Annotated in this window: 8 protein-coding genes; 1 reads left to right on the forward strand and 7 read right to left on the reverse strand. The window is 31.6% G+C overall.

The features are described 5' to 3' along the window. Positions 1–204: 204 nt before the first annotated feature. The 6 genes from B4J88_RS07455 to B4J88_RS07480 all read right to left on the reverse strand — a co-directional run bounded on the left by B4J88_RS07455 (position 205) and on the right by B4J88_RS07480 (position 11,623). Complete coding sequence (locus tag B4J88_RS07455) at positions 205–1,551, reverse strand: IS5 family transposase (protein ID WP_180904470.1); 1,347 nt, start codon at positions 1,549–1,551, stop codon at positions 205–207. A 180-nt stretch (positions 1,552–1,731) separates the two neighbouring features. Beyond that, a complete protein-coding gene (locus B4J88_RS07460; protein ID WP_291067101.1) occupies positions 1,732–7,791 on the reverse strand; it encodes an alpha-2-macroglobulin family protein in 6,060 nt (2,019 codons plus the stop codon). Between the two features lie 150 nt (positions 7,792–7,941). Next, positions 7,942–8,454, reverse strand: coding sequence for an IS1096 element passenger TnpR family protein (locus B4J88_RS07465; protein WP_038333549.1), 513 nt, complete (start codon positions 8,452–8,454; stop codon positions 7,942–7,944). 3 nt (positions 8,455–8,457) lie between these two features. Next, positions 8,458–9,879: a CCA tRNA nucleotidyltransferase gene (locus tag B4J88_RS07470; protein WP_286496136.1), complete on the reverse strand. Its 1,422-nt coding sequence runs from the start codon at positions 9,877–9,879 to the stop codon at positions 8,458–8,460. A 31-nt stretch (positions 9,880–9,910) separates the two neighbouring features. Further along, positions 9,911–10,468: an L-threonylcarbamoyladenylate synthase gene (locus tag B4J88_RS07475; RefSeq protein ID WP_286496134.1), complete on the reverse strand. Its 558-nt coding sequence runs from the start codon at positions 10,466–10,468 to the stop codon at positions 9,911–9,913. Positions 10,469–10,561: 93 nt separating this feature from the next. Next, entirely contained in the window at positions 10,562–11,623 is a 1,062-nt protein-coding gene (locus B4J88_RS07480; protein WP_125350144.1) for a glycosyltransferase family 4 protein, read from the reverse strand. Positions 11,624–11,751: 128 nt separating this feature from the next. Between B4J88_RS07480 and B4J88_RS07485 the strand changes: the two genes are divergently transcribed. Further along, positions 11,752–12,534: a lipopolysaccharide kinase InaA family protein gene (locus B4J88_RS07485; RefSeq protein ID WP_291067103.1), complete on the forward strand. Its 783-nt coding sequence runs from the start codon at positions 11,752–11,754 to the stop codon at positions 12,532–12,534. 34 nt (positions 12,535–12,568) lie between these two features. On the opposite strand, the gene B4J88_RS07490 is transcribed toward B4J88_RS07485, so the two are convergent. Next, complete coding sequence (locus tag B4J88_RS07490; RefSeq protein ID WP_286496132.1) at positions 12,569–13,474, reverse strand: GYDIA family GHMP kinase; 906 nt, start codon at positions 13,472–13,474, stop codon at positions 12,569–12,571. Positions 13,475–13,478 lie beyond the last annotated feature (4 nt).

Below are 13,478 nucleotides of genomic sequence, written 5' to 3' on the forward strand. Positions count from 1 at the left end.
TGAGTTACTTGATTTTAAAGATAAATAAAATCTTTACTTGTATGTGATACACGTAACGTTGTAAGTTGTACGTACAATGTTTTACAAAGTTAAAAATTCGAAACACTAATCACGTAACTCACACAACTCAGAAATCAAAAGAAAGCTAAGCAGTAATTACTAAACTCTAGCTTAAGAATTCACCAACTCTTAGATAGTCCTTCCTTAACAAAACCCACTATTTAATTTATTTTTAAAAACAGGATTAGAAAACAGCATAATTTGTATCTTATAAAATAAGATAATAATTTTCTGTTTCAGTAGTTCCATCATTTTCTTCATGTTCCAAGCGGTTGCAGCTAGTAATGCATTGATTTGTGGTCCCGTTTCTCCCATGAAGTAATTTTTTGCCAGCCTAAAATCGGTTTTTAAATGTCCGATGATAGGTTCTATTGCCGCTCTGGTTCTAAATTTTTTGCGCTTTGTCTGCTTTTGATAAGCAGTGTCTTTTTTTCTTGGAGTGCTTGGGATGGAGATTTTCACGCCCTTTATTTCTGATTTTCCTCTGCCACCTCTATCGTAAACGAGTTCTTTTGGGAGCTTTTGACCACCGGTTTCCATCTGTTCCAAAAGTGGTTCTATGGTGTGACCATCGTAAGGAGTTTGCAAAAATGCTTTAATCCCGAGAATGATTTTCTTGCCTTTGTTGGCGGTGGTTATCAAACCTACCTTATTCCCAAATTCATACTGGCTATGCGCTTTTCCTTTGGCAATACATCGGGTAAAAGGCTTGTGAATGCTGTAAATTTTATCGGCATCGTTTCTTTTTTGTGTGACAACCTTGGTGTACAATGTCATTAAATCTTTATAAAATTCTTGCTGTTCTGCATTAAAATTCCGTTGCAATTCACGAATCAGTCTCATGGCGATGGTTTTGAGCTGTCTTTGAGATTTCCTTGCCGCTTTTGCCCGCTTGGGATGTTTTCCGTTGTAGGTGTTGCGCACCATTTGTTTGCTGACTTTTGTGTAGCGTTGTCTTTGTTTTATGCCTTCATTTCCGGCTATTTTGTTGCAATAATCGATCACTTTTTTGCACAATTTTGCATCGGTAGGAAAAGAGGTATTATTCTCCTGAACGGTAGTATCGGACAAAACAAAATTTGAGGTGTTCGTCTTGGCATCGTGCATTCTTACGCTGTAGGCAAAGATTTTTTCGATGCCTTTTTCGCCAATTCTTTTTCGGAAATGAACAAAATTACTCGGGTCACAAGGAAATTCGTGTTCAAAGAAAACCCTGCCACAAAAATGCTGCATATAAGGATTCATGATCCAGGCTTTTTCCAACGTCTCATCGCCCAAATTATACAAATGTTTCAGTAGCAAACAACCCACCATAAACCGAATCGGATGGCTCGGATTGCCCACTTTGGAATACAAGGACGAAAATTCTTTCTCAAAATAATTCCAATCTATTTTTTCTGAAAGTAGAACAAGTTCATGCTCGTGGTCAATAAAATCCACCAACATTGGGCGGAATAATTCTGGCTTCTTTTCTGGATTTTTCCCCAACATATTTGCAAGGTTTTAAAGCTCTAAGATACAAATTCTTGCAATAAAAAACAAACTTTTTAAACCCAAAATACTAATAATCAGTAAATTATAAGTAGTTTAAGGAGAGACTAGGTATCTTTTAACCAAAATAAAGGCAAGATTAAAAATCTTGCCTTTATTATTAAACTTACAAGTTAAAATCTATTTAATTTCAACACGAATTCCTTCACTTTGCGCACTCAATTCTGGTGCATACATATTTTGCATCGATGTAATTCCGTTCGAGAAATTACCTGCATTATTCGCTTTCAAATCATATTCGAAAACATATGTTCCTTTTCTCATGTAATCCGAAAAGAAATTAGTTGCAGCATCTCTTGTGCTTTCGTAATATCCAAATTCGCCTTTCCATTTGTAACCAGAAAGTACATTCACAGGTTCGAAACCACTTGCACGCATATCTTTGATGTGTACAAACTGCATGTTGCGATCAACAGAAATCTCTAATCGAACAGTTACAATATCACCAACTTTTATCGGTGTTGACGTTGTAATTTCTTTCAGAATTGGACCATTTGCAGAATTCGATTTAACAAATAATTTCTTGTTGAATTTAATTCCAGTTTCAGCAGATTTTATTTTATCTAAATCTTCAAAATATTGCCAATACATCGCTCCCCAAGCAACACCTGGAGAAGTTTTCGAAACTTCAACTTTACCCATTTCAGGTTTAATTTCTTCTTTGTTCCAAGAAGTTTTTACATAACCCGAACCAGCTTGCGCATTGTTATCTAAATCAATTTTTTGATTTCCGATCTTCACTTCAATTCCTTTCTCTGCATCTATCCAAGATTTTCCGAAATTCATTAAAGCATAAACCGCTTTTGTCGTTGCTTTTGTCGAATTCCACTGATTTGTTTGACGATTTTTCAATAACCAAACTTTCATTTCTTCGACAGATTTTTCATCTTTTGTTACCTCGTCAAATGCTTCGATTAACAACGATTGTGTTTCTACAGGCGCTTGATACCAAAACCAACCCGGTTGATTTTCTTTCCAATACATACCCATTTCATCCGATTCTACTGCTTTTTCTTTGATCGAATTGACTACAATCTTAGCAGCAGACTGCATTCCAAAACGATTCATCACAATTGCAGCCATTGCTTTTTGTTGCAACGACAACTCTAATTTTGTATCATTTAGATTCTTTAACATCGCTGTTTTCATTTCTTCCAATTCTTTCGACATCGGATAATCTTCTAAGAAAAACGAACGCGCATATAAATAATGTAAACCGTCTGAATACGTAACATCCTTGAATGATTTTTGATCTTTTTTGAACTCTTTGAAACGTTTTAAATTCTCATCATCAATAAACTGAATCGCTTTTTTGATTAATGGATTTACATCTATTTCAAATGCTTTGAAATTCACATCCATTTTCTTCATATTTCCGAAACCAGAAACAATATGCGTTGTGATATATTCGTTTGGACGACCACCGTCAAACCAAGCAAAGCCACCATTTGATTGTTGTTTATCCGATAATTTTTGGAAAGCCGATTTCATTTCCGTTTGCATTTGATTCAATTCAAATAAAACTGCAATTTGCTTCATTTGCTCTTCTTCGCTTTCTGCATTTTTCATCCAAGGCGTTTCTTCTAAAATGATATTTTTCAATTCTTGGTTCAATTGTAATTTTGATTTCAATTCACCTTTTTTGTTCCAATCATCAAAAACAGCTTTAATTTTTGGATTTGAATTGATCACTTTTTCTGAAATCATATTTCCATATAAACGCGAGAACACTTGCTCTGCACATTCGTAAGGATATTCGCGCAAATAAGGCAACGAGAAAACTGCATACCAAATCGGATTCGTTGTCATCTCGAATGTTAATTTGAAATTATCTAACGAAGTCGATTTATTGTTGATCATGTTATCAAATTGGAACGATTTCTTTTGACCTTCTTTCACATAAATCGGCAACGTTTCTGTCACCATCATACGATTTGTCAAAATTGGTAAAGCCGATTCTTCACCATCCGAAAAATCTCCAGCCGAAGCCACCACACGATAAACAACCGCTTGTACATTTTTCGGAACATCAATTATCCACGTCACTTGATCCGAATTTCCTTTTGCAACAGAGAAATTCTGAACTGCATTTGTCAATTTGAATTGTGCATCAATTGGTTGATTGGTAAACGCATCAAACAACATCAATTTCGCAGAACCATTTAATACCTTATCTGATAAATTATTAATCTTAGACGAAACCGAAATTTGATCGCCTTCACGTAAGAAACGTGGCATATTTGGCACAACCATCAAGTCTTTTTGCGTGCGAACATTTTGCTCCAAATAACCTGTTTTAAGGTCTGGCGTATGTGCAATTGCCATAAATTTCCATTCTGTTAAACTTTCTGGCGTAGTAAATTCTATAATAATATTTCCTTTTGCATCTGTTTTTAAGTTTGGATAAAAGAAGGCTGTTTCATTTAAATTTGTACGCGCTTTTACATTATCTAAAGTTGCGTTTGCCTCTTTTTTAGTTGTAATAATCACTACTCCATTTGCTCCTCTTGCTCCATATAAAGCAGTCGCCTCTTCTCCTTTCAATACATTCATAGACTGAATATCATCTGAATTAAGTTCTGGCATTATATCATATACGATTCCGTCTATAACATAAAGTGCAAGTGAATTATCTGCTAAATAGTAATTAGCATTACCTCTAATTACAGTTGGAGCTTCTCCTGAATTTGAAGATTTTGCTACATAAGCAACTTCAGCATCAGCAGTTTCTACTTGAATACCTGCAACACTTCCCGCTAACTCATTTTCTACATTTGCACTTGGCGCAGCTACCGATTTCATCATCCTACGATTCATACGATATTGGTTAAATCCAAAATCAAATAAATTAAGGTCTAATCCTGCATATCCTCTTGCATAAAAATCATAATTTGTACGATAATAAATTGCTCGAGATTGATTTGTTATATAAAATTGATATAGATTAAAAGGGTTATTTCTTCTTGAATTTGTAAAATCATACACATTAAAATCTAAAGAATTCGACGCAAATTGATCCAACGAAGCATCATACATACTTGCTAAAACCTCAGCCGAAACTTTGTCTTTATTTGGTCCTTCTATTTTTAATTGCCATTTTTCTTTTGCACCTGGCGTCAATTTATCACGTAAAACTTCAGCCGTAACTTTCAGTTGTTTATTTGTAAATGGAATTGCCAAATTAAGACTTCCTGTTTGCACATCATTGAATTTCGTCATCGCATAATTCACATAAATTCCGCCACGATATTCTTCTTTGATAGGAATTTCAACAACCGATTTCTTACTCAAATCCAAGAAACCTTTCTCAATAATTGTTTGATTTGCCTCTACTTCATAATAGACAAAGGTATTTTTAGAACCCGATTTGAATTCAATTTTTGCAACATCTTTTGGCTGATAAGTTGATTGATTTGGCGAAACTGCTAAAAGCGTTTTGATTTCGTTGGCTTTTTTTTCATTCGAAACATAAACCAATTTATCCACCTCAACTTTTTGAGTTCCATCCATCACAAAACCTTTGAAGACATAATAACCTTCTTCTAAATTTGACGCTTGATTGAATTGAATTTCATCAGAAACTTTTGTATCAAAATCACTTTCGAAAACCTTTTGATTGGTTGTCCATGTTTTTGGATTCATTTCATCGCCATAAGGTTCATTCGGAAACAATTTCTTGAATTCTTCTTTCGAATAAACATTATAATCTGTTGTAAATTTTTGACGACGAACAACTTCTTTTGGCGCATTTAACGAATAAATTTCGATATGACCTTTTCCATCTAATTTTTCATCATTCAAGTTTTTCACTTCAACTTTGAAAGCTTTCAAATCGTCCGCTTTTGTTTTCTCCGAAACAGCTACATTCAACGACATTCTCGTATCACCAACTTTCACCGAAGAAGACTCAGACTGCGTTTCTCCATTGATATCTGTTGCATTTACTTCGATAAAATAATTGTACGTTCTTACCTCATCTTTCTTTTTCTCCGAAGCTGGTTTTGCTACAAATTCGAAATTAAATTTTCCTTCCGCATCAGTTGTTGTATCACCAAACGTAATTTCTTCTCGCTCGCCACGATCTGCTGGAATTGAGCGATACCAAGGCCAAAACGTAAAAATTTCTTGACGATAAACACGATACGAAACTTTTGCATTATCGATATTGGCACCAGAAAAAGCAATTGCCTTTCCTTCTACTTTTACCTTATCGTTTAAACTATAAACACCTTTATTTTTCTCGATTTCTACTTTGAATTTTGGACGTTTATATTCTTCCACTTTGAATGAATAATAACCGTCTTCATTAATAGCTCTGATCGAAAAGTTACCTGTTAAAGCAGAACTTGGCAAAATAAAACTTCCATTTACAGATCCAAATTCATTAGTTGTTAAATCTATTTTAGAAAGCTCTTTATTGTTAACATCATATAAAGCAATCGTCAATTTAGAATTTGGAATGACATTTCGAGTTTTATCTTTCGATGAATAATAAATTCCTTTGAAATAAACCGTTTGTCCAGGACGATAAATCGCACGATCTGTGAAAATCTTGACAGAAGAATCATCATCTTCATCATCACGATTATAATCGTAGTAATACGTTGAATAAATAGTATGTTCGTCTTTCACACGATATTGAAGATTTCTCCAGCCCGAAGGAATTGTTATTATTCCATCTTTATCCGATGTTAAAGTTTTTGTTTCCTTTTTATTATAATTTGTCAAATTAGAAAACTCAACCGCAACATTACTTTCTGGTTTTCCAGTTTCACGATTCACAACCGACAATTTATCATTTAAAGAATTTATCGCATATTTCGAAACCATTACATCTAAATAATCAATATCGTCTTTTGTGTTAATTCTGAATTCAGAATTATTCGAAAATAGGACAATATAACGACCAGATTTTAGTGGATTTAATATAACAATTGTCGAATGATTTTGATAATCTTCAAACGATTTAACATCAATTGCATATTGATCAACAACCTTTAAACTATTCAGAAATTTTTGCGCTTCTGCAATTTTATTTTCGTTGTAAACATTTAAAGCTTGTATTTTATCTTTTCCATCAAAACCTTCATTATAAGCGAAAACTTTTACAAAAACTTGTGACAAGTTTTTATGCGTTAATTGAATTGGCGTATTCTGATTTTCATTAATATATCGCTCTGCTTGCACACTTAATTCTTGCGATTTGATCTTCGAAACTAAATTATTTATATTCTCTAATTCCTCCGAATTTGGATAATGCTTCGCAACTTTTTGTTGTAGTTCAAAAATCTTATTTACGTTCGCCAATTTATCTTCTTGCAAACCATAATAATCCGTCGCTAAAGTTGCATACACATAAGACGAATACCATGCTTTTGGATATTTTGTTGCTAAAGATTCTTTTTGTTTAATAATTTCTTGAACCGAAGTCGAACCGCGGTTTGAATCAATTAAAATCAATTCATTGTACAAAACAGCATTTTCGTTATTCTTTTGTTTATTAATCTCAACTAAATCAGAAAGCAATTGATTTGCTTTATCTTTTTCATCATTCTCATTCAGATAATTGATATATTTTTTCGCTAAAACATCATATAAAGTTGGCGTTAAATCCAATTGTTGTTGCGCATTTTTCTTATCCTCTGCAAGATTCAAAATCATTTTATAATCTTGAGATTTTGCATTTATTAATTCATTTTTTGGTTGAATTGATTTCGAAAAATAATCATTAATTGTTTTCTTAAAAGTATCTTCTGTCCAAAATCTCACATCATTTGTAGCTTGATTTTCGACATTTGTACGACTATTGATTTTCCAACGATTTTCGTTGTAATACAATTGATATAACTCAGCTAAATATGAATAAACAATCGCATTATTTACAATTGATTTTTCATCTAAATCCTTTTTAAACAAATCAAAAACGAAGTTTACATCATCTGTTTCATCAGAGGTTGCAACTTTTATTTTTGCTTCATAAAACAAAGCTTTCAGATAACTTTGTTGATTATTTTGCTTTTTTGATAAAGCTTTTAGTTCATCAATTTTTGGTAGGATTGATTTGAATTGACCATTTTGCATTTGTTGGTCAATTTCTTTCCACTTTTGATCAATCGTTGGGGATTGAGCCATAAGCATCGAATTGGTTAAAATTAATAATAAAAACAGTAGCTGTTTCATAGATTCTTTCTTTTATCAGTAGATGCAAGTTACGGAAAAATGGTTGGTTGCGGAAATGAAATAATTATCAAATGATTGATATATAGCACAAAAAAAATCTGAATGTTGCCATTCAGATTTTTTGATATATAAGTTGATTAGTTGTAGTTTTTATAAATCGTCTACGTCTAAATCTTCGTCGATTTGTAAATCATTTAATTCAGCATCTTCTGCAAAATCAATATCTTCTTCATCGTCTAAATCAACCATCATGTCTTTTTTAGGCGCTTTAAGAGGCATTGAACCGAAACGGTAAACCGTTAATGGATAATTAAGAACAGCTGGTTTATCTTCTACAGAAATTAATTCAGCCACAAATGTCCACATTTCCATAAAATCATATACAAAAGCCATACGATCTCCTTGATTAGCAAAAGCTTCTTTGATATAAAAATCAGCCATTGTTTCATCAGTTCCATCATCAGACATATCCTCTAAAGGAATTTCTTTTGTTTGGTTTCCATCTTCATCTACTTCATAGAACGACGCCAACTCCTCACCTTGTAAACTAAAAGCACTAATAATACCTTTGTACAATGTGAATAATGTTTGCTTCTCTTTAATTTCTATGTCTCTAAAAACATCCTCTTTTGCATCAAGGAATACACGAATTTTATATATCACTTTCTAAATATTTTTCGGTTCCAAATTTAAATCTTTTCCCATATTAATTACAAATTCTAATGCAGAATTATAATTATTTTCTACTTCGCCTTCTAAAATTGCTTCTTTGATGGCATTTTTTAAGATTCCAATCTCTTTTCCTGGCTGAATATCAAATATTTCCATTATTTGTTCACCTGTAATTGGTGGTTGAAAATTACGTACTTTATCACGTTCTTCAACATCTTTTATTTTTTGTTCTACAACTTCAAAATTTTGTTTGAAACGTTTTTGTTTACGTTCATTTTTTGTTGTAATATCAGCTTTGCAAAGCGTAATTAAATCGTCGAAATCTTCTCCAGCATCAAACAATAATCTACGTAATGCCGAATCTGTAGCGTCGTCTGTTACAACAGCAATTGGTCGAGAACTCATCATGACTAACTTCTGAACATATTTTACTTGCGGTCCTAATGGTAATTTTAATCGTCTGAACAATTTTAATACCATTTTTGATCCAACAAATTCATGCGAATGAAATGTCCAACCTACATTTTTATCAAAACGTTTTGTTACAGCTTTTCCAATATCATGCAACAACGCTGCCCAACGTAACCAAACATTATCTGTGTTGACAGAAATATTATCAACGACTTCTAACGTATGATAAAAATTATCTTTATGTTTCTGACCTTCAACCTCTTCGATTCCTTTTAACGCAACCAATTCTGGTAAAATATGTTGCATTAATCCTGATTGTTCCAACAACAATAATCCGACCGAAGGTTTGTCAGTCATCATAATTTTCTGAAACTCATCCATTACGCGTTCAAAAGATACGATATTAATACGTTCTGCATTATCAATTATTGCCTGAAAAGATTTTTTTTCTATTTCAAAATCCAATTGAGCTGCAAAACGAATCGCACGCATCATACGCAAAGGATCATCAGAATAGGTAACATTCGGCTCTAATGGTGTTTTGATAATTTTATTATTCAAATCTTCTACTCCATTAAAAGGATCAATTAATTCGCCAAAATTCTCTTTATTCATCGAAATTGCCAATGTATTGATCGTAAAATCACGACGTTTTTGGTCGTCTTCCAACGTTCCGTCTTCAACATGTGGTTTTCGACTATCTTCTGAATAACTTTCTTTTCGCGCACCTACAAATTCCAAATCTGTGTCTTTATATTTGAACATTGCTGTTCCAAAACGTTTAAAAACTGAAACTTGTGATGTATGTCCTAATTTATTAGCCAATTCTTTAGCCAATAAAATTCCATTTCCAACTGTTACAAAATCGATGTCCTTTTTCTGACCACGATTCAATAAATAATCGCGTACAAATCCACCAACCACATAAGTTTCTTGATTAATTTCATCAGCAACTTCTGCTACATTTCTAAAAATTGGATTTGATACGGCTTCTAAGATTTTCATTCTGCAAAAGTATAAGTTTTGAAATAAAAAACTACTCTCTAATAACTTTTACTTCGTTATCTAGACCTAATTTAATTATCGTTGATGCAGTGAACTGAGGTACAAAGGTTTTTGTTTCATCTGGATAAAAGTCAACACGCTCTAAAATAGTAGGATTAACTTCCGAAAACACTTTTGGAGAAGATTCTCCTGATAAATTAGCCGATGTAGACACAATTGGTCCTCCTAATTTCCCGATGATTTTTTTACAAAACAAATCATCAGTCATTCGAATGGCAATTGTATTATCTTCTGCAATTAACGATTGTGGTAAACCTTTTGGATTATCGTAAATAATTGTAAGAGGTTTTTCGTTCAAATCAATCAAATCCCAAGCTAATTCTGGCACCTCAACAATATTTTGTAACATACGTGGAGAATCAACCAAAATAATCAACGATTTTGATGAAGGACGATTTTTTATCTGATAAATTTTTTCGATTGCAGCCTCATTCTTCGCATCACAACCCAGTCCAAGAATTGTGTCTGTTGGATAAAGCATTGTTTCTCCTTGTTTTAGTTTGGCTACAATTTCGTTTATATCTGACATTTTCTTTGTTTTATAAATTTGAGTGCAAAGGTATTATAGGAAAGTTGAATGAAGTCGATTTTCTTCGAAATATTATTTATCGCAAAATAGATTTTAGATTTCATAGACCTTTAGATATTCATTTGCCGCTTTATCCCAACTAAAACTTCCAGCTCTTTTGATATAAGCTTCTATAAAATAATCTGAATTTTGATTGTATTGATTTAACGCATCTTCCACTACATTTTTCATATATTCTGGTTCAAAATCATTCCAATAAAACGCATCTTTTCCACCAATTTCTGGTAAAGACGTTTTATCAGATAAAATAATTGGTTTTCCAAAGCTCATCGCTTCTAAGGGAGGCAAACCAAAACCTTCTCCAGTTGATGGAAATAAGAACGCTTCGCAATTTTGCATATAAAATTGCTTTGCTCGTTCAGAAACTTTACCTGATAAAAAAACTTGGTTTTCTAATTTTTCTTTAGCAATTAAATCTTTTATTTTTTGACCATAGGCATTCGTACAATTCCCAGAAATAATCAAATTAAAATCTGGTAAAAATTTCATCATTTTTACAAGTGATTCAAAATTTTTCTTTTCAAGAAAAGCTCCAATCGTATAAAAATAAGGTTTTGAAATATCTAATGGAGATTGAAAATCATCACAATTTATAATTTCTGAAATTGAATTTCCATTATAAATTATTGTATTTTCTATTCCCGAAATATCAAAATATTGCATAGTTTGTTTCTTTGCATATTCAGAAATAAATGTGATAACATCTACTCGCTTAATCTTTTCTTTAAAATATTTAATGTGATTTGGACTATAATCAAGCGAATTTTCTTCCATAAAATTAACATCATGAATCGTCAAAACATATTTTTTTGGTTTATGACAAGGTTCAACTTTTATATTTTGATTTAAGGAGTGCCAAACATCATACTTTTCACGCGTTCTGAAAAACGGATTGCGCATTAAACTATAATATTTTTTATAATGAAATTTAGTACCAAATTCAGTCCTTAAATCTTCAGGTTTTTTGTAAAGTAAATAAATTTGATCATCAAAATTTAATTTAGAAAGAGCTTTAATCAATTCGTAATTAAAAACTCCGAAACCAGTTGCACGATTCTTTAGATTATGAGATTCTAAAAGAATTTTTTTTACCATAAGTTAGGTTCTAAAATTTTAAAAAAACTTGTTTTAAGTTGTCCTTATTTTCAACAAAAATAGACATATCTTTGACAGATTAAAATGAAATATAGATTTTTTCTATATTAATTATAATATTTTGAAAAATGACACAGAAAATTGTCGTAAATAATAATTATAAAACCACGCAAACTGAAATCAAATCCATTATTGACAATTTTGACTTGATTGACGATTATATTGCAAAAGGCACAAGAAATTCTATCAAAAAAAAGACATTAAAATCGGGTAAAATTGCTACGATTAAATCATTCAAAATTCCGAATATTGTCAATAAATTTGTATATCGATTTTTCAGAAAATCAAAAGCTGAACGATCATTCTTATATGCTAATAAATTAATTGATTTAGGTTTTAAAACACCTACTCCAATCGCATATGTCGAAAATTTTAATACAATCTCATTTTTAAAAAGTTATTATTTTTGTGAATTAGTTACATCTGAAATAACTTTTAGAGAATTAGTTTTAGATATTAATTATTCAAATCGAAATGAAATCTTGAAACAATTTACAAAATTCACATTTGATTTGCATGAAGCTGGAATTGAATTTTTGGATCATTCTCCTGGAAATACTTTAATTAAGCAAGTTGGAGAAAATCAATATGAGTTTTATTTGGTTGATTTAAATCGCATGAATTTTCATAATTCAATGAGTTTTGATATTCGAATGAAAAATTTTTCTCGTCTAACTCCTCAAAAAGAAATGATAGAAATTATGGGAAAAGAATATGCGAAACTTATTAATAAACCAGAACAAGAAGTTATTAAAGAAATGTGGAATAAAACACAAGAATTCCAGCAAAAATTTCAAACAAAACAAGCTCGAAAAAAGAAATTAAAAGCCATGATTGGTAAAAAACAATAACAAAAAAGCAGATTTANNTAAATCTGCTTTTTTGTTATTTTATCATTTCAGAAAACGGAATAATAATCTCATATCCTTTTTCTTTAAAATAATCGTTCATTCCTTCTCTATACGTCACTAAAACAAAATCTCCGCCCCAAGCTCCGAGGCTTTTTACAGCTCCTAAATAATCAGGAAAATGCAATTCTTTGACTTGCGAAATTTGCATAAAATCTCCTAATCGTTCTTGATATTCATCTAAAATAGATTCTAAATCAGTTAAATTCTCAACTTTAGTTGCTTGAACAACCAAATCAGAAAGCTCTTGAATCATTTTCCAATCTTTTGATTTGTTCTTATAATGATTTCCAACAACGGCTTGTGTATCTTGCTTTTGATTAAGATAAACAAAATAAAGTTGATCTTTAAAATTCCAATTCAATTCTAAATCTTCTACTTCGATAGGATTATTCGAAAACAAAATGGGCTGATGATGATGCGCACATGCAATATCATAACCACTTGTATTGAAGGTTAATTGATTTAATTCAAACGGATTTATTTCTATCCATTGACTAATCAAATCAATCAAAGTCGAACTACTTCCCAGTCCCCATTCTTGCGGATATTCTAACTTCGTTAAACATTGATAACTGTTATTAGAATCAAAAAAATCAGGATTTAAAATTTTAGCTTGTTTTAAAATATTTTGTAATGATTGACTTAATTTATCATTTGTAGACGAAATTATTTCTAAATCATTCAATCTAACTTTAGTTTCAAACCAAATAGAATTATCAAATTTAGTTGCTTTCCAAGTGATTAAATTTTCTATTTCTGATGAATTTTCCACAAACAAACATTGCCCATATTTTGTGGGCAATGCAAATGCTTTCGCCCCATCAATCACAATATATTCCCCGATAAGGAATAATTTTCCATTGGAACGGTATGTTTTCATTTCG

This window comes from Empedobacter sp. UBA5036 (assembly GCF_002415215.1).
Lineage (GTDB): Bacteria > Bacteroidota > Bacteroidia > Flavobacteriales > Weeksellaceae > Empedobacter > Empedobacter falsenii_B.

Bases quoted from the DNA above. Each gene is read 5' to 3' on its own strand.
- B4J88_RS07460 (WP_291067101.1), bottom strand. From the start codon at position 7,791: ATGAAACAGCTACTGTTTTTATTATTAATTTTAACCAATTCGATGCTT.
- B4J88_RS07490 (WP_286496132.1), bottom strand. From the start codon at position 13,474: ATGAAAACATACCGTTCCAATGGAAAATTATTCCTTATCGGGGAATAT.
- B4J88_RS07475 (WP_286496134.1), bottom strand. From the start codon at position 10,468: ATGTCAGATATAAACGAAATTGTAGCCAAACTAAAACAAGGAGAAACA.
- B4J88_RS07485 (WP_291067103.1), top strand. From the start codon at position 11,752: ATGACACAGAAAATTGTCGTAAATAATAATTATAAAACCACGCAAACT.
- B4J88_RS07470 (WP_286496136.1), bottom strand. From the start codon at position 9,879: ATGAAAATCTTAGAAGCCGTATCAAATCCAATTTTTAGAAATGTAGCA.
- B4J88_RS07455 (WP_180904470.1), bottom strand. From the start codon at position 1,551: ATGTTGGGGAAAAATCCAGAAAAGAAGCCAGAATTATTCCGCCCAATG.
- B4J88_RS07480 (WP_125350144.1), bottom strand. From the start codon at position 11,623: ATGGTAAAAAAAATTCTTTTAGAATCTCATAATCTAAAGAATCGTGCA.